Here is a 17,410-nt window from a genome sequence, read left to right as displayed (position 1 = left end):
CCGTTCATGAGCGTGTCGTCCCAGGGAGAACGCGCTCACGCGCGTGTCGCGCCCGCTCCTGTGGCGAAGCGCCCGCGGTACGCCTCGCGGTCGAAGCGGACGCCGCCGCGCCAGATCGCCTCGATCGCCCGGGTGCGGGTGATGTCCTCGGTGGGGTCGCCTTCTACGAGGACGAGGTCCGCGCGCCGACCCGGCGCGATCACCCCGCGGTCGTAGAGGCCGAAGTGCGTGGCGGGCGCCGAGGTCGCCGCCGTGAGCGCCTCCGCCGGAGTCAGTCCGGCCTCCACGAGGAGGGCCAGCTCGGTGTGGAGACTGGCGCCGTGGACGACCGGGCAGGCGCGGTCGGGCCGGTAGTTGGTGTCGGTTCCCGCCAGCACGGGCACTCCAGCCCGGTGCAGCCGGGCCACGCTCGCCAGGGCGTGGGTGAAGTGGTGCTCGGGGGACTCCTTCTCCACGCAGAGGCCCTCACGGCCTTCCGCGATCGCGGTACGGGCGTGATCCGGGAGGTAGGCGACGATGCGCGGATCGGCCGCCAGCGACCGTCCGGTACGGGGCCGGGAGGAGGTCTCCGGGGCGGATGCCTCCAGCATGGCCAGGGTGGGGATGACGACCCGCCTCTCGTCCGCGGTCCGGCTGATGAACGCGTCGGCCAGAGCGGCTTCCAGCGGAAGGTGCGTCAGCATGTCCACACCGCTGGCCAGGGCCAGTCGCGCGGACCACCCGGCGGACACATGAGCCACGGTGAGCAGGCCACGGCGGTGCGCGGCGTCGGCGAGCGCCGTCACGGTCGCCCGGTCCAGGGCGGGCAGCGACATCCCGTGGTTCGCCCCATCGTCCACGATGATCTTGATGAAGTGCGCGCCCTCCGCCTGTCGCGCGGCCACGAACGCGTCGGCCTCATCGGGCCCGGCCACCGTCGGCAGCAGCGGCATGGCGTGGCCGGGATGCCCTCCGGGCGCGCTTGCCACCAGCCCCGAGCTGCGCATATCGGCGAGGTCGGCACGCTCGCCCGCCGCCGTGCACAGGGCCTGGGTGAGCTCCGGCGGGCCCATGAACATGTCCAGCTCGGTCGTCACACCGAAGGCCAGCGCCAGTTCGAGATTGCTCTCGGCGCCGAACACATGCGTATGCGCGTCGATCAGACCCGGCAGCAGCGTCAGGCCCGTGCCGTCGATCACATCGGCCGACGCCGATGCCCCCGGTGCCGCGGTGGGCTCCGTCAGGACGCGTGTGATGACCCCGTCGGCGAACTCCACCGCCCCGGGCCCCAGCATCGCCGTCCCGTCGAAGATCCGCACCTTGTCGATGATCACCGGCCGCACCTCTCTCACCGTCCGATCGCGATCGCTGTGGAGCCGTAGAAACACAGCAGGTTGAAGAAGAGCACAAAGCCCATCGCCGGGAGCATCAGCCCGGATGGCTTTCTGCGTACGAGGAAGCGCCAGGCGCCGAGCGCGGGGAAGACGATGCTCAGCGCCGGCAGCAGGCCCCGCGTCCCGAACAGCAGGAGCCCCAGTGCCACCGCGCCCACGGCGAGAGCGAGACACACGGCGGCGCTGCCGCGCGGGCCGAACACCTCCGAGTACAGCCGTGCCTCCGGGTCCCGCCGCCACTCGGTCTTCCGCGCGAACTCGAACTGGAGGAAGGCGCAGGCGAACATGGCCATCAGCGGGACGGCCCGCCCGTCACCGTCGATCGCGTCGCTGGTCAGCAGCGAGACATAGAGGTAGCCGGAGAGCAGCAGCTGCACCGGGTAGCTGACGAGGAGATTGGCGATGAGGGCCTCGCCGATCCGCGGCGACCAGCGCTCCAGCGCGACCAGGAACAGCGTGTATCCGAGGGCGAGCAGGATCAGCACCACCGAGAGGGCCGAGACGACTGCGTTGAGCACGACGACGACCACCGTGATCAGCGCCATGGCGCCGCGCAGCTCCGCCGCCGTGATGGCGCCGGTCACCAGCGGCCGGTCCGGGTTGTGCCGGCGGTCGTACTCCAGGTCCTTCTGCTCATCGACCATGCGGGCGAACAGCAGGGCCAGCACCACGCTCACCGCGCGCACCACGGTCGCCCCGGAGGGTGTCCAGTGCGAGGAGGGCCCGGAGAGTGCCTCGGCCGAGCCTTCCAGGGTCAGGGTCCACAGCACGCCGTAGGTGACGTAGATCTGCGGGCGGAACATCCGCAGTACGAATCGGCCCAGCCGGGCCGGCACGCGGGAGGCGGTCAGGACATCGCTCAACGCCGCCACCGTCTCCCGGGCATGGGACGGTCGAGCGTGCCGGGGGCGGCGGTCATATCGGCCGCGCTTCCGTGGGCGCCGTGGTGAGGCGCAGCTCGCCGTCGGAGATGGTGTGCCCGGCCTGCCGCATGACGCAGCGCAGAACGGCGCTCGTCCCGTCGTCCTCCACCCGGACGCTCTCGCAGGTGATCGGCAGATCCAGTTCGCCGAAGCCGGTGAAGCGCGCCTTCAGCCCGGTGAGGACGGCCGACGCCGACGGCAGCGCCCCGGTCTCCACGGCGGTGGCGAGGCTCAGCTGCCGGAACGCCTCGAGGGTCAGCATGCCGGGGACATGGTCCAGGGGGTGGTCGAACAGCACGGGGTGGCTGGTGTCCACGAGCAGCCGCGCGGTCCCCGTCTCGGCGCCGTCGGGGGCGAGTTGGAGCTGAAGCGGGGAGATGACCACGTTCGCCGCGTCCCTGCGGTCGACCAGGGCCTCCCCGATCCGCTCCCCCGGCTCACAGGCCGTGAACGTGGCCTGGACGGGCAGCCCCAGCGTGGCACGCACCTCCTCGCGCGTCGCTTGCCACCGGGCGGGCGTCAGCCAGGACATGGAGCCCTCCAGCGTCGCCACCACGCGCTCACCGATCAGCGCGGTGTAGGACAGCCGCGCCCCCTTCAGCCCCTCGCGGCCACGGAAGCGGCGCACGATCCGGCAGCGCAGCACCACCTCGGTGGGTACGTCGCCCACCGCGAGCGCGGTGATGTCCGCGTCGCGCAGGGCGATGTCCCGCAGGATGAACTTCGTGCCGAACGGGTTCTCGAACAGATCGTGGCCCAGCATGAGGAGCGACTGCCGGACGGCCTCCACCAGGACCATCGGGTCGTAGACGTGGCGGCAGCCCGCCGTGTCCCGGTAGAAGGCGTGTGAGCGGGGTATCTGCACCCCGATGTCGAGGGTGTCCTCGTCCCGGGCGAGCACACCGGTCAGGAACACCTCGGCCAGGCTCAGCCGATGGACGAGCTCACGCGGCACCGTCTGGCTGAATTCCACCGTGTCCATGCTTCCCCCTCCGTGTCACCGAACCGCCGACCGCGCCAGGTGGTGCTGCCAGTCGGACACGCTGACTCCACCGAGTACGGGCGCCAGCCCCTTGCGCTTCATGGGCAGGACATGGGAGCCGACGATCACCGTGTCCCAGGCGTCGAGCGGCAGCCCGGCCCGCCAGACGGCCTCGATCAGGCGCCGGTGGCCCTCCTGGTTCCGGGCCGCGAGCCGGGCGGCGCGCAGCTCGTCCCGGACGGCGCCGGGGGCCAGCGATTCCTCCGCCTCCGCCACGGCCCGCTTGAGCCGTTCCGCGGCCGGTTCGAAGGAGAGATCCCGCTCGGGCACCTCGGCGTGCAACCGCTCGCCGAGCTCACGCGCTCGGGCCGACTGGTCCTCGCCCGCCAGCGCGGAGGCGTAGACCCGCCGGCGGAGCGCCGCACCGAAGTAGATGCCCAGCTCCCGTGCCACGTCGGCGGGTTCGTCGGGGGTGTGGACGAGGTTCAGGAGATAGCTGTAGCGGCCGGTCGCGTAGCGGAGCTGGCCGGGGACCCGGGCCCGCGGGTCGGTGGGGCCCTTCCGCTCGGTCAGGACCACCGAGGCGGGCGCGCTCGGCGGAGCCTCGGCCCCGTCGGCGTCCTGGCGCACCACGAGCACCACCGAATCGCAGGTGTCGGTGAACAGATCGGCGAGACGGCGGCGCTCCGGGGTGGCCAGGTTCCACTGGAAGTACCACAGCGACCGCACGGTGTTGGGGGTGAGCCGGGTGCGTTCCGCGGCCACGATCCGGAAGCCCTCCCGGGCCAGCCAGTCGACGGCCGTCGGCAACTGCCTGCTGACCACGGCGTCGGGCTTGAGCAGCAGCGCGGCGTGCCGATGGAGGAAGCCGTCGACGTCGGCGGTGAGGGTGGCGAGCTGTTCGACGCTCTCCAGGAAGTAGGTGTCCGAGCCGAAGAGGACGCGCTTGCGCGGATCGCAGCTGAGGGCCGGGGATATGTCGTCGCCGAAGGGCCGGCCGTTCGTGGTGTCGTCGGTCATCGGCCGGCTCCGTTCACATCGCTCGCGGCCGGGCTGGTCCCGCTCGCCGTGGAGGTCCCGTCCGGGCCCGTCATGTTCAGCCGGGCGAGCACCTCGGTGGCGTCGGCCGTCGGTGCGCCCAGGTAGCCCGTCTCCAGGCAGTGGTCGATCAGCGCGCGCAGGAAGTCCTGTCCGTCCGCCGGTGGCCTGCGGGCGGCCAGGTCCGCCGTGTGGGAGTCGTCGAACCGCATCCGGCGCCGGAAGTAGCTCTCGTAGAGCGTCATGACACGCTCGTAGTACGCCCGCTCCCGGCGGGGCAGCCGCTGGGCGTCGAAGCTGGTCGGCGGGACGAACCGCGGCACGTGGAACGGCGGGTACTCGGCCATCACATCGGAGAAGTCCCGCAGCGTCAGCGGTGCGCCCACCGCGTGGAAGGTCCGGCCCGCCGCCTCCTCGAAACGGTGGGTGACCTCGGTGATGATGTCCGCCACATAGTCCACGGGCACCAGGTCCAGGCGCGCCTCGTACTGGCCGGGGATGGAGCGGACCTTGCCCTCGGTGGCCAGCTTGAGCACGACATAGATGTTCTTGTAGTCGCGCACCACGCCGGTGCGCTCGTCGCCGACGACGATGCTGGGGCGGACGATCGCGGCCCGCACCCCGTCGGCCTGGGCCTTGTGCACCAGGGTCTCGGCCCGGAACTTGCTCTCCTCGTAGGCGTTGGCGAGGCGCTGGCCCTCGTCCAGCTCCGTCTCGCGGATCAGCCCGTCGCGCTCACCGCACACATAGGCGGTTCCCACGTGCACGAGCGGCACCCCACCGGCGCGGGCCAGCTCCAGGACGTGGGCGGTGCCGTCGACGTTGACCGCCTGGTAGACCTCGTCGGGAAGGCCGAAGTCGGTGATCGCGGCGCAGTGCACGATCCGGTCGAGGCCGTCCGCGACCAGCGCCTGGTACGCGGCCTCGGGCAGGCCGAGCCGGGGCTTGGTCACATCGCCCGGCAGGCGGGTGACGGCGTCCGGCTCCAGCGGGGTGCCGTCGTTGCGTATGACCGCCGGCTGGTTGTGGACCAGGGCGGTGACCTGGTGCCCGGCCGCCACCAGCCGGGCGGTGACCTCCGCGCCGACCAGCCCGGCCACGCCGGTCACCAGAATCCTCAAGCGCTCCGTCATCGGCCCGCCTCCGCCCGCCGTGCCCCGGTCTCTTGTCGTACCTCTGTCACCAGGCGGACGATGTCGCCGAGTGTGGTGACCGTGGCGGTCCTCTCCTGAGCGAGCTCCCCCAGCCCGAAGCCCTCCTCCAGCGCCAGCGTCAACTCGATGAGCCGGAGCGAGTCATAGGCCAGATCGGCGAAGAGCTCGGTGTCGTCGGTCAGGGTGGCGTCCCCCGCGGGCGCCATCGCGCCGACGATCGCGTACACCTTGCTCCGCGTCTCGTCCTCGTTCAGCGCTGGTGTGCCGGTGCTTGACGTCAACGTTCCTCCCTCAGCGTCAGGTGGTGGCGAGATGCGGCTGCGCGCCACCGCTGGACAGCAGATCGCTCGCCTCGTCGATGGGCAGGTCCGCGTCGAGGTGGGCGCCGAGGCGCAGCCAGTCGTAGCCGATCTCCAGGGTCTGCCGCCATCCGTCCGAGGAGTCGAAGGAGGACGGGAAGCTGTGCGCGCCGATCGTGTGCCGGACCAGGACGACGAAGTCGTCCAGCGCGGTGAGCGCCGCGCCGCCCTGGGCCGTGGACGCGATCGGGAGCGTCGCCAGGTGCCGGGCCTTGGCCCGGATCTCGTCGGTGTCCACCCCCGCCGGGAGGAGGGACAGCCTGCGGACGACCTCGGAGTCCGCAGGCAGCGGGTTGACTCCGTAGGCGCTGAGCACCCCGCGCAGCGCGGCCCGCAGTATCCTCCGGGCGCTGAGTTCGGCGACGCTCCACTGCTCGCGGTCCAGGGCGCCGGTGAGGTCCTCGCGGGCGTTCTCCACCAGCACGTTGGACCACACCAGGGTCATCGCGGCGGCGCTGAACCGGCGGGCGGGCATGGGCACGAGATCGATACCCTCCGCACCGCCGACCGCCGCCCCGCCCACGGTGACGATGGGCCGGGCGATGCTCGGTGGCGGTGTGACGGGGCCGGACGGGGCGGCCAGTGGCATGGCGGGGACGATCGGTCCTTCGCCCTTCCACGCCACCTTCACCAGGCCGAACCGGAGGAACTGGGCGATCTGCGGGCCCGCCTGCGGTGCTCCTGACGCGTCCGCCACGGCCACTACGCTCCCCAGGGGCCGGCCGAAGACGACCGAACGCCAGGCCCGTGCCGCGCGGTCGCCGAGGACGAACACGTCCTGCTTGTCGCGTACGACATGCACCCGGTCGCCGGTCTGCCAGGTGGTCACCCCGGCGGCCCTGGCCACGGTGATCCGCTCGGGGTCGGGTTCGGCGCCCGCCACCCCCAGATCGGCCGTGAGCCGGACGCCCGCGGTGATGTACTCGGCGGTGCCGAGGCCCGACGCCTCCGGCGAGGCGAGCGTCCGGTACCGGTCGCACAGCGGCTGGTCACCGATGCGGTCCAGCTGCATGGGCAGCCACTTCGGCTCCAGATAGGTCTCTCCCCGCCCCGCCGCCCAGGACTTCACCGCCTGGATCAGTCCGGCCTCGGTCCATGCCGCGGCCTCTTCCTCCTGGCCGAGCTCCCGCAGGGCGAGCGCGTAGCGGATCGACTGGCGTGCGTGGTGTGCCCACCACTCCCGCATCGTGTCCTGGAAGTCATCGAGGGACATCAGCCCCTTGACCTTCGCCACCAGGTCCGGATTGCGCAGCGGGAAGCTGCGCAGCAGGCGCTGACAGCGGTTCAGCAGATCCTCCGGGACGGCGCCCACGTGGTCGCGCGTGTCGGCCGTGACCGCGGAGAACTGCTCGGCGAGCTGCCGCACGGAGCGGGTCCTGACCTCGACCCGCCGCCCGTCCAGGAACAGGAGCGAGGGCATGGTGGGCAGGTCGGCGTCGCTGTCGGAGATGAGCAGGAAGTCGATGTCGGACGAGGAATTGCCGAAGCCCTCGGCGATCGAACCCTCGAGGACCACGGCGCAGTCGGCGACGGAGTGGATCTGCGGAATGGTCTTGTCGAGCAGGTTCTGAAGATAGTCCTCGCTGAGGATCACACGGGCCTCCCGGTCGTGACATGGGCCGTCTCCAGGACGCGCGCGTCTTTGAGGCGGCCCGCTCGCAGCTCTTCCCACATGTGGCGACGTCGCGGCTTGCCGCTGGACGTCTTTCTGATCAGCCCGCTGCGGCCGGTGACGACGGTGATGGCGACGTCGTCGCCGAGCGCGGCGCGCAGGACGAGCGTGGCGTCCTCCACCCACGCGCCCTCGGCCTTCTCCGCGAACAGCGTCACCGAGGTGCCGCCGGTGCCCTCGACGCCGACGACCGCGCACTTCTCGCGGGCGATCCCGGTCGCGGAGACCACCTTCGCCTCCAGGTCCTCCATGTAGACGCTGCGTCCGCGCGCCTTGAGGCTGTCGCCCATCCGGCCGAGCACGAACAGCTCGCCGCGGTGGAAGAATCCGGCGTCCCCGGTCCTGATGCCGCCGTCGACGAACCGCGTGGAGCCGGTGCGCCCGGCGTGGTAGCCGCTCGTCACCGAGGGGCCCGTCACCTCGATCTCGCCGAGGTGGCCGTCCGGCAGGGGCCGTCCCTCGCCGTCGACCACCGTGGCGCCCACCCCGTCGCCCGGGCCGCCGCAGCCGATCAGCCGGCCGTCCTCGCCGTGGTCCGGGGGCGTCTTCGCCGAGCTCGCGAACTCGCCCTCGTCCTCGATGGTGACGGGGCCTGCGAAGCGCAGCGTGCCGGTGTCCACGCGCACGGTCGGCGCGGGAGCGTCGGAGGTACGGACGGTCACCGCGAGCGTCGCCTCGGCGAGCCCGTACGACGGAAGGTAGACGGAGGGGGAGAACCCGGCGGGTGCGGCGAGCCTGGCGAAGTGCTCCAGCGCGCGGGGGTTGATGGGTTCGGCGCCGACGATGGCATTGCGCCACGCGGACAGGTCCAGGTCCGCGAGCCGGTCGCCAAGCCGCCGGGCCGCGTACTCGAACGCGAAGGGCGGGGCGGCGGTGTGCGCGGCGACGGCGAAACACCGCAGCCAGCGGGCCGGATCGCGGATGAACTGCTCGGGGCGCAGGAGCCACAGATCGTCCTGGACGCTCACGGGGGTGAGCAGACAGCCGATGAGCCCCATGTCGTGGTGGAGTGGCAGCCAGGAGGCCCCGGCGTCGCCCGCGCGCCAGCCGAGTGCGCTCCGGATCAGCACGAGGTTGGCCTCCAGGTTCGCCCAGGTGACCCGGACTCCGCGGGGCCGGCTGCTGGAGCCCGAGGTGAACTGGAGGAGGGCGAGTTCGCCGGGTTCACGGGGCTGGATCTCATCGCCGTCATCGCGCCAGATCCACGGCTCGCGGTCGGAGCCCGCTGCGGCCAGTACCCGGGCGGCCAGGGGGGCGAGGCCCTCGGCGGTGATGGTGGCGGCGGCCTCGGTCTGCCGCAGGATCCCGGCCGTGTGCTCCACGTACTCGACCTCGGCGGCGAACGCCGGCGGGGGGACGAGACACACCGTGGCGCCCGCGGCCCAGACTCCGAAGAGCGACGACAGACACGGGAAACCGGTGGGCAGGAGGACGCACACCACATCGCCGGGGCGTACCCCTTGTGCCGCCAGCGATCCGGCCACCCGCCGTGCGGAGGCGGCGAGTACGGGGTATCCGTGGAACTCCCAGCCGCCTCGGTCGTCGGCGAGGTGGATGCCCCGGCCGTGGAGGTCTCCGGCCGCCCGAGGGGGGTCCGCCAGCCAGGAGAGCAGTGCGCTACTCACTCTTCGCCACCTTCGCCTTCCCGGCCTCGGCCCCGCTGTCCGGTCCGGCCCCGGTGGCGGATTCGGCCGGGGTGTCGTCGTCCAGGAACGTGATCGCCCCCGTGCCGCCGTCCACCCTCAGCCGCATACCGGTCTCCATCTCCGTGACCGCGCCCTTGACCTGGACGACGGTCGGAATGCCGAGCTCACGGGCGACGATCGCCACATGCGTCAGCGGGCTGCCCCGCTCGATGATGAGCGCCGAGGCGGACGGCAGCGCGGCGACCCAGCCCGGATCCGTGCGGTAGGTCACCAGGACTCCGCCGTCCACATCCACCGGGGTGTCCGTGACGACGGCGCGGGCCTCCACCACACCGGGGCAGGACGGGGTGCCGCGCAGCTCCCGGACGCCGGTGCGCGCCACGCCGCCCTTCACAAAGCCGGCCCGCTCCAGATTGCCCCGCCAGTAGGCGGCCCCACGGGTGGTGAACCGGGACGGCGCGGACAGCTGCTCGTCCTCGGCCTGCTGACGCTTGCGCAGCTCCACGAGGGCGCGCAGATCGGTGTGCGCCGTCGTGCCCTCGTACGCGCCCCGCAGCTCCTCCAGGCGCAGGAAGAAGACATCGTTCCAGTGGTCGATCGCCCGCATCCTGGCGAGATCGCGGCCCATGGCGCGCAGCATCCGCTTCGCCGAGCCGAAGGCGCGGGTACGGCAGAATCTCAGCCGCTCCCGGTTGTACAGGGAGGTCTGTGCCTTGCGGCGGACGACGTTGTAGAGCATCCGGCGCGGCCCGCGCAGATGCTCGTCCAGAAAGGCGTCGGCCTTCTCGCCGGAATGGGCGTCCACCTCGGGCAGCGCGGCCCGCACCATGGCGAACAGGGTCGACGGATCCTCCCGCAGATCGGGCACTTCGAGCTTGAGTTCGTCGAGGCTGCGGTAGCCGTACGCGGCGACGTACTCGTCCACCGAGGCGAGGAACGCGGTGTGGCCGCCGTCGCGCAGCGCCTGATAGGTGTCCGCGGCCGGGGTCTCCTGGAGGAGACGGCTCAGTTCGGCGTCGTCACGGACGGTGGCGGCGAGGGCCGAGAGCGCACGGGCGGGTTCGATGGACTCCACCCGGGAGCCGGGGCTGGCGGCGCTCCAGGTGAGCCACTCGGGGGCGTCGGGCAGCCAGCTTCTGTTCAGCAGGGCGAGTGCGCCGATGGACCAGAGAATCGTCGCGTCCAGGGTCTGCATCGGACCCCACTTCTCCAGCAGGTCCTTCTCCAGGGAGCGGAATCGCCGGTAGACGTCCTGGCCCTCCATCGCGTCGTAGTCGACGTTGTCGAACTCCTCGTACGCCTTGTAGAAGCAGGCCATGAAACGTTCGACAGAACGGTTCATGGTGAGGAAGCGGCATACGAAAGCGGCCACCGTCCGCGCGCGGGACAGCCGACCGCGCAAGGAAGAGGAGAAGGTGTACGGGTAGAGGGTCTCGGCCATTTCGTCGTCGAGTGGCTCCTCGACGCCGATCGCGACCTCCAGTACTTTCCTGTTGAGTTTGTACAGTGGCGCGATCCGCACCATCCGGTACCAGTGGAGCAGGTTGTAGTACACCCGGCCATGGAAATAGCCGAGCATATGCGGAGCCCATTCCTCGATCTCGCGCAGTGCGGCGGGCGGGACCCGGAGACCTCGGGCGTAATATTCGTAGACCCTGCCGTAGACATTGGCCGCGAAGCTGTAGGTCAGCGGTGAAACGATTCCGGAAAAGCTCTCGATGATGTTGGCGTTGTCCCAGATCCGGAGTTCGCCTTCGCTCGGCCCTAACTCATCCCCCGATGGCTGAATCGCATCCGGCAGCGCGGTGATCGGGCGGGCCTGTAAAATCCACAGGGCGTCGTCCGCGAGCGCCCACTCGATGTCCTGCGGAGTGTCGAAGACCGCCGCGATGCGCGCCCCGGCCTCGTGCAGCCGCGCCATGTCCTTCGGCTCCAGCGACAGCCTCTCCCGGTCGGCCCGCTCCACTTCGGCGACCAGATATCCGGAACCCGCCGGATCCAGGTGATAGCGCTCCTGCTTGTCGCCGAGCACGGTGTCGTCCACCGCGCCCGTGGCGCCGTCGAGGACGACGGTGTCGGCGTCCACCGCGCCCGAGACCAGGCCCTCGCCCAGTCCGTACACCGAACTGATCACATACTGCCGCCGGTTGCCGGTCACCGGGTTGGCGGTGAACATGACGCCGCTGCGCTCGGCGTCCACCATGTCCTGCACCACGACGGCGATACCCGCGTCGCGCAGCGGCAGCCCGTGGCGCAGCCGGTAGTGCAGCGACCGCTCGGAGAACGCCGAGGCCCAGCACTTCTTGACGTGCGCTATCACTTCGGGGAGCCCGGACACGTTGAGGAAGGTGGCGAACTGTCCGGCGAAGGAGAGCTCCGCGCCGTCCTCCTCGACACCGGAAGAGCGCACCGCGACCCGGGGGCGCCCCACATGCGCATACGCTTCTTCGACGACCGACGCGGCGTCGTCGCTCAACTCCCCCGACTCGATGATTTCGGCCAGCTGCCGGGAGATTCGGTTCACATTGTCCGGGGTGACCTCGGCGAGCAGATCCTCGATGCGTCCCGCCTTGTCGAGCGCGGCGATGAATTCCTGGAACACATCGAGCCCGACGACTGCCCACCGGGGGACGGCGAGCCCGTTCCTGGAGAGCTCATGGAGATTCTTCCCCTTCCCGCCCGCCAGCTTCGCGGCCTCACCTGGGAGGCTGTCGTCGACTATGGCTCGCATCGGTTTCCTCGGCCTCCGGGCACACATCACGAAACACACCCCGCTTGATCACGAGGAAGTTTCACCGTACCCCACGGGTCTGGCGATGGCGATCCCCCCTCTTTTACAAGGCCACTTCATGACGCCCTGACGCTATGACGCCCTGACACTTTGGCTGGTTGCTACGCTTTCCCCTAGCGATTGCCGACCAGCCACCCCTGGCGCTCGGCGTTCGCCGGAGGTAGAAGTGGCTGGTAGCGCTAGGACCATTGCCATTGCTCCCGCCCCGTTTCCTGCCCCCCACGCCCTTTGTTCTCCCCGGCCGGTGGCGAATCCCTGGTGGGTCGCACAGTGGCCACTAGTGGCCACTGCCCCGTGGACGCCGGAGAACTGAGTGAACGCTGGACAACTGGAGAAAACCGATGTCCCTCCTTCCTCCCGGCTCCCGGCAGCCCGCCCTTCTGCAGACCATGCGCATGCGCGACCCGGTCCACTACTTCGCGTCACTCCGGCGGCGCTACGGTCCGGTGTTCCGTATGAAGCTGATCGGCTTCCCGCCCCAGGTGGTGGTGTCCACCGCGGAACTCGCCGCGCAGATCTACAGCACGGACGGCGACGGCAACCGGGCCGGGGCGCTGCGCGCGGGATACGTGCCGTGGCTCGGCGACTATTCGCTGTTCACGAACGACGGCGAGCCGTGGTGGCGGCACCGCAAGCTGCTCAGCCCGGCCCTGCACGGCCGGTCCATCGCGAGCTACCCGGACCTCATCGCCGAGATCGCCGCGCAGGACATCCGGACATGGCCGCTCGGCAGGCCGTTCGCGCTCCAGGAGCATATGCAGGCCATCACGCTGGAGATCACCCTGCGGCTGGTCTTCGGGATCCGCGACGTCACGCAGCTGGCCCGGCTGCGGGCGTTGCTCCTCACCCTGTCCAAGGCCAGTGGCTCCCCGCTGCTGTTCCTGATGCCCGCACGGCTGCGGGCGTGGGCGGAGAAGTCACCGCTGGCGATGCGCGTACCGGTCCTGCCGACGACCCGCACCATGAAGGCCAGCGCGGCGGTGGACGAGATCCTCTTCGCCGAGATCGCCCGGCGCAGGGACGAGGAGGACGGCGGCGCCACCGATGTGCTGGGGCGGCTGCTGAAGGCGCGGGACGACCAGGGCCGCTCGATGAGCGACCAGGAGATCCGCGATGAGCTGCTCACCCTGCTGGAGGCCGGGCTCGAGACCACGGCGACCGGCCTCTCCTGGGCCTTCGAACGGCTGATGCGCTCCCCGGAGATACTGCGGCGGCTTCAGGAGGAGTTGGAGCGGGGCGAGGACGACAGCTACCTCGAAGCGGTCGTCAAGGAGGTGCTGCGGCTGCGCCCGGTGATCACCGGCTCGGGACGGCTGCTGGACAAGCCGCTGCGGCTGGACGGATACGAGATTCCGGCCGGATGGGTGGCCATCCCCATGTTCTCGCTCATCCACCAGGACAGCGAGGCGTATCCGGACCCCGAGGAGTTCCGGCCGGAGCGGTTCCTCGGCGAGAGCGCCCAGGCGGCACAGAAGTCGTTCCTGCCGTTCGGCGGCGGCCGACGCTACTGTGTCGGCGCGCAACTCGCCATGATGGAGATGAAGGTGATCATTCGGGAGGTGCTGCGGAGGGTGGAACTGACCGCCGCCGACCCCGCGCCGGAGGCCCAGCGCATGTGGCACGTCACCCTGGTCCCGGGAAAGCACGCCGTCGCCGTGGCCCGCGAACAGCCCCTGAACCGTGCGCCGTTGAGCGAAGCGCCGAGGTGCCCGGTGCGTCCGGCCCCATCCGAATAGGTCATCACTCACGCGGGGCGGCGGCGAGTTGGTCGCCGAGGGGACTTCGCCGGTACAGCACCTGCCGTCCATTGCGCGCCCGGGTGACCAGACCGGTGGCGTACAGGACGCGAAGGTGCTGGGACACGGCGCTCGGAGTCACCCTCAGGCGGCGGGCGAGCTCAACGGTGGGCAGAGGCTCCTCGAGGAGGCCGAGGAGCCTCGCCCGGGGCGCGCCGATGAGCGACACGAGCGCGGACGCGTCATGGGCGGGCTCCGAGGCCCACAGCGTCGCCACGCCACGGCTGGGGTAGACCAGCGACGGAGGTTCCTCCGGGCTCACCGGGGGCGCGGGCTTGTGCGCGAAGACGGAGGGCAGGAGGAGCAGTCCTCGGCCGGATGCCACGACGCGGTGCCGGCTGATCATCTTGGCGATGTGCAGCACCCCGTTGTGCCAGCGCAGATGGGGATGCATATCGGCGAAGAGCAACCGGGCTCCCCCCATGGCCAGTTGGCGTGAGCGGTAGGTCATGTCCGCCTCCACGACGAGCCGCATCCGCGGCCACATCGGCTCGACGGCGATCTCCCAGTACTGGCGCAGGAGGGCGCAGATGGTGTCGCGGAGTCCGGCGACGGACGCGTCGTCGGCAGTGGCGGCGGCGCGCAGCGCCGGGGGCAGCGGGTCCGGCGCGTGTGTGGCCAGCAGATCGCGGCGTACCAGGTCGGTGGGGGTCTGACGGACGACGGCGAGTTCGTCCTCGAAGGCCGGGGCGAAGGTCGCGGGCCGTGGAGTCAGGAAGTCCGGCAGGGTACGTCGCCGTGCCACCAAGGACATCAGCAGGTCGGTGTCCAGGGCGCCGAGTCCGCCCAGCACGGCTCTGCGCCACGGCAGATGCACGGCGGACAGGCTCGGATCGTGCAGCACCCGCAGGCTGAAGACCGTCTCGTTCAAGGGCGATACGGCGAACCGCGTGTCCGCCAGGTCCTCGACATCGAGCACAAAGCTGATCATTAAGCCATACGCTACATCGATTGGCAGCGGAGCTCCGGTGCCATGGACTTCGGCCCATGACACATCCCACGACACCTCCCGTGAGACGCCCCCTGCGTGTGCGGGCCCCGCGTGTGCGGGCCCTGAGTGTGCGGGCCCTGAGTGTGCGGACCACGGCCGGATGAGCCGCCGCATGGTCCTGCTCCTCGCCATCACCTGCGCGGTGGCGGTGGGCAACATCTACTTCCCGCAGGCCATCGGCCCGCTGGTGGCCGACGGGCTGCACGTGTCCGCCGGCTCGGCCGCCATGGTGGTGACCGCCACCCAGGTCGGCTACACGGCCGGAATCGTCCTGCTGGTGCCGCTCGGCGACCGGATTCCGCACCGTACGTTCCTCGTCGTCCTGCTCGGACTCACCGGCCTGGCGCTGCTCGCCGCGGGTTGCGCACCGGCCCTGCCGCCCCTCGTCGCCGCCAGCGCTCTCGTCGGCCTGACCACCGTGGCGGCGCAGATCGTCGGCCCGCTGGCGGCCGGTCTCGTGGCCGCCGACCGCCGCGGAGCGGTGATCGGCACCTTGTTGAGCGGGTCGACCGGCGGCATGCTGCTGGCCCGCACCTTCAGCGGCTCCCTCGGCGAGTGGCTGGGCTGGCGGGCCCCGTATCTCGTGGCCGCGGTCCTGGCCCTGCTGCTCGCCACCGTCCTGGCGTTCGCGGTACCCGCCACGACCCCGGCCTCGCGACAGTCCTACCCCGCGCTCCTGGCCGAACCGCTGCGCCTGCTGCGCACCGAGCCGGAGCTGCGCCGCTCCTGCTGGTACCAGGCGACCGTCTTCGCCGGATTCTCGGCCGTCTGGACCTGCCTGGCACTCCTCCTCACCGGTCCCGCCTACGGGCTCGGCGCCCAGGCGGTCGGCGCGCTCGCCCTGGTCGGCGGGGCGACCATGCTGTGCACCCCGCTCGCCGGGCGCATGGTGGACCGCCGAGGGCCCGATCCGGTGAACCTCGTCTGCCTGCTCGGGGTGCTCCTCTCGGCCGCGATCCTCGCCCTGGGGGCCCTGGGCGGGACGCCGGGCCTGGCCGCCCTGACGATCGGCACGCTGCTGCTGGACGTGGCGATGCAGTCCGGCATGGTGGCCAACCAGGCCCGCGTCTACGCCCTGCGCCCGGACGCCCGCGCCAGGCTCAACACCGCCTATATGACCTGCGCCTATCTGGGCGGCAGCGCGGGTTCCTGGCTCGGGGTGCGCGCCTGGGGCCGGACCGGCTGGTGGGGTGTGTGCGCACTCGTCGCGCTCCTCACCGTCCTCGCCCTGGTCCGCCACCCGCCGGCCCTGCGCCGGCCTCGGCGGTGGCTGTCGGTTCCGGCTCAGGCGCCATGCCGTGACACGGCCCCTACGCCCCCGGACCCTCCCCTCGCAGCGCGGTGAGGAGCTCCTTCGTGGTGAGGATGGCATGGGCGAAGGTGGGGCCGTTCAGCTCGTGCGCGGAGTGCATCATCTCGGGCTTGAAAGCGGCCGTGGCGTCGCGGACCAGTGTGACGTGGTAGCCCAGCTCCATGGCGAACCGGCCGGTGGACTCGATGCAGGTGTTCGCCAGCAGCCCGATGAGGATCACATGGGTGATGCCGTGCTGCTTGAGTTGCATATTCAGGTCGGTGTTGGCGAATCCGCTGTGCGCCCAGTGCTCTCGGACCACCACCTCCCCCGGCCCCGGCCGGAAGCTGGGCCTGCTGGGCACCCTGCTGCTGTGTGCGGGCCAGGCCGCCGGGGCCCGCGGCGGCGCGGAGCGTACCTCCATGGCCGCCACGGTGCTCGGCGTGGGGCTGGGCCTCGTCGCGGCCACGACCTACGCTCCTGGGCGGCCCACCGGCTGATCACCCAGGGGGTCACCTCGCGCACGGCGATGGGCGCGGTCTTCGGCGTGGGCGGGCTGCTCCTGGTGCCCGTCCTCCTGGTCACCGGTGCCCCGCTCCTCGACTCCGGGTCCCATGTGGCGGTCGGGGCGTACATGGCGCTGGTGCCCATGTTCACCGGCTACGTCCTGTTCGGCTGGGGGCTGGCGCATGTGCCCGCCAGCACGGCGACCCGCTCTCCCTGCTGGAACCGGCCGTCGCGGCCGTCCTCGCCGTGCTGGTCATCGGCGAACGCCTCCCCGCCGTCGGCTGGGGCGGTATCGCACTCGTCCTCGCCTGCCTGGCCGTCCTCACCGCCCCGGTGGGCGTCTCGGGGCGGCGCCGAGAGTGGCGGGAGGGCGTGCCGCCGCCGCGGCGCGCAGCGGTGGAGCACCCCGTCGCCCAGGCGGACCCGGCGCCGTAGCGGAGTCCGGCTGCCGCGGGCCGCCCGCGTGCGGTGATGTCATTCGGCCCGCCGCGGGCCGGAGAACCTCTCCGCGAGCTCGCGGTGCTCGTCGGCGGCCAGCTTGGCCTGGGCCGTGCTGATGGTCGATCCGGCCATCCCGCCCAGACGTTCGACCTCGTCCGCGAAGCGCAGATGCTCCTGCCGCGCATGCTCACGGCAGGCGAGGCAGGTGACGTTCTCCGGGCGCGGCGAGGTCATCGCGTACGGGGCCCGCAGCCCGCATCCGGTATCGACGAGGCTCGGCACGTCACCGACCAGGCCGAACGTGGCTGCCATCATCTCGCGGACGGCGGCCACGCCACGGACGACCTTCGACTCGACATGGATGTGCGGATCGTCCCCGCCCAACGTGTCCTCCCTCGCCACGGAGTGCGGGACGAGTCTCCCACGGGCCCGTTCCCGCCGACGGG

At 71.3% G+C, this 17,410-nt stretch carries 16 protein-coding genes; 4 read left to right on the top strand and 12 right to left on the bottom strand.

The window, feature by feature from the left end:
• Nucleotides 1-35 precede the first annotated feature (35 nt).
• The 9 genes from KHP12_RS01440 to KHP12_RS01400 are packed head-to-tail and all read right to left on the bottom strand — an operon-like array spanning nucleotide 36 to nucleotide 11,878.
• Complete coding sequence (locus KHP12_RS01440; RefSeq protein ID WP_211831268.1) at nucleotides 36-1,322, bottom strand: amidohydrolase family protein; 1,287 nt, start codon at nucleotides 1,320-1,322, stop codon at nucleotides 36-38.
• 5 nt (nucleotides 1,323-1,327) lie between these two features.
• Entirely contained in the window at nucleotides 1,328-2,236 is a 909-nt protein-coding gene (locus KHP12_RS01435) for a UbiA family prenyltransferase (protein WP_086884781.1), read from the bottom strand.
• Nucleotides 2,237-2,288: 52 nt separating this feature from the next.
• Nucleotides 2,289-3,278, bottom strand: coding sequence for a ScbA/BarX family gamma-butyrolactone biosynthesis protein (locus tag KHP12_RS01430; protein WP_211831267.1), 990 nt, complete (start codon nucleotides 3,276-3,278; stop codon nucleotides 2,289-2,291).
• 15 nt (nucleotides 3,279-3,293) lie between these two features.
• On the bottom strand, nucleotides 3,294-4,298 hold the full coding sequence (locus KHP12_RS01425) for a nucleoside-diphosphate kinase (RefSeq protein ID WP_086884779.1): 1,005 nt from the start codon (nucleotides 4,296-4,298) through the stop codon (nucleotides 3,294-3,296).
• Nucleotides 4,295-5,449 carry an SDR family oxidoreductase gene (locus tag KHP12_RS01420; RefSeq protein ID WP_211831266.1) on the bottom strand — a complete coding sequence of 385 codons (1,155 nt, stop codon included), beginning with the start codon at nucleotides 5,447-5,449 and terminating at the stop codon, nucleotides 4,295-4,297. Before KHP12_RS01420 ends, KHP12_RS01425 begins: the two co-directional genes overlap by 4 nt.
• Nucleotides 5,446-5,751 (bottom strand): phosphopantetheine-binding protein, encoded by a 306-nt coding sequence (locus KHP12_RS01415; RefSeq protein WP_107471867.1) that lies wholly within the window; start codon nucleotides 5,749-5,751, stop codon nucleotides 5,446-5,448. The genes KHP12_RS01420 and KHP12_RS01415 overlap by 4 nt, the downstream gene beginning before the upstream one ends.
• Nucleotides 5,752-5,767: 16 nt before the next feature.
• Complete coding sequence (locus KHP12_RS01410; protein WP_086884777.1) at nucleotides 5,768-7,423, bottom strand: hypothetical protein; 1,656 nt, start codon at nucleotides 7,421-7,423, stop codon at nucleotides 5,768-5,770.
• Complete coding sequence (locus KHP12_RS01405; protein WP_086884776.1) at nucleotides 7,420-9,126, bottom strand: AMP-binding protein; 1,707 nt, start codon at nucleotides 9,124-9,126, stop codon at nucleotides 7,420-7,422. Before KHP12_RS01405 ends, KHP12_RS01410 begins: the two co-directional genes overlap by 4 nt.
• Complete coding sequence (locus tag KHP12_RS01400) at nucleotides 9,119-11,878, bottom strand: phosphoenolpyruvate synthase (protein WP_086884775.1); 2,760 nt, start codon at nucleotides 11,876-11,878, stop codon at nucleotides 9,119-9,121. Before KHP12_RS01400 ends, KHP12_RS01405 begins: the two co-directional genes overlap by 8 nt.
• A gap of 401 nt (nucleotides 11,879-12,279) precedes the next feature.
• On the opposite strand from KHP12_RS01400, the gene KHP12_RS01395 reads away from it, so the two are divergent.
• Nucleotides 12,280-13,674 (top strand): cytochrome P450, encoded by a 1,395-nt coding sequence (locus KHP12_RS01395; RefSeq protein ID WP_086884774.1) that lies wholly within the window; start codon nucleotides 12,280-12,282, stop codon nucleotides 13,672-13,674.
• Nucleotides 13,675-13,678: 4 nt separating this feature from the next.
• On the opposite strand, the gene KHP12_RS01390 is transcribed toward KHP12_RS01395, so the two are convergent.
• Nucleotides 13,679-14,665, bottom strand: coding sequence for an ArsR/SmtB family transcription factor (locus KHP12_RS01390; protein WP_086884773.1), 987 nt, complete (start codon nucleotides 14,663-14,665; stop codon nucleotides 13,679-13,681).
• 160 nt (nucleotides 14,666-14,825) lie between these two features.
• Between KHP12_RS01390 and KHP12_RS01385 the strand changes: the two genes are divergently transcribed.
• Nucleotides 14,826-16,070, top strand: a complete 1,245-nt coding sequence (locus KHP12_RS01385; RefSeq protein WP_086884772.1) for an MFS transporter — start codon at nucleotides 14,826-14,828, stop codon at nucleotides 16,068-16,070.
• On the opposite strand, the gene KHP12_RS01380 is transcribed toward KHP12_RS01385, so the two are convergent.
• Entirely contained in the window at nucleotides 16,036-16,338 is a 303-nt protein-coding gene (locus KHP12_RS01380) for a cysteine hydrolase family protein (protein WP_244203247.1), read from the bottom strand. The genes KHP12_RS01385 and KHP12_RS01380 overlap by 35 nt on opposite strands.
• Here KHP12_RS01380 and KHP12_RS52710 point away from each other — a divergent pair.
• Nucleotides 16,298-16,516, top strand: a complete 219-nt coding sequence (locus KHP12_RS52710) for a hypothetical protein (protein ID WP_244203248.1) — start codon at nucleotides 16,298-16,300, stop codon at nucleotides 16,514-16,516. The two genes, KHP12_RS01380 and KHP12_RS52710, sit on opposite strands and share 41 nt — an antisense overlap.
• A 253-nt stretch (nucleotides 16,517-16,769) precedes the next feature.
• Nucleotides 16,770-16,958 carry a hypothetical protein gene (locus tag KHP12_RS50340; protein WP_244203245.1) on the top strand — a complete coding sequence of 63 codons (189 nt, stop codon included), beginning with the start codon at nucleotides 16,770-16,772 and terminating at the stop codon, nucleotides 16,956-16,958.
• A 39-nt stretch (nucleotides 16,959-16,997) separates the two neighbouring features.
• Here the strand turns inward: KHP12_RS50340 and KHP12_RS01370 are convergent, their stop codons facing one another.
• Entirely contained in the window at nucleotides 16,998-17,366 is a 369-nt protein-coding gene (locus KHP12_RS01370) for a hypothetical protein (protein ID WP_244203244.1), read from the bottom strand.
• Nucleotides 17,367-17,410 lie beyond the last annotated feature (44 nt).

The sequence above is a fragment of the Streptomyces asiaticus genome (genome assembly GCF_018138715.1).
Lineage (GTDB): Bacteria > Actinomycetota > Actinomycetes > Streptomycetales > Streptomycetaceae > Streptomyces > Streptomyces asiaticus.
The sequence above is the reverse complement of the archived record's forward strand: the minus strand, read 5'-3'. Positions and strand labels throughout refer to the sequence as shown.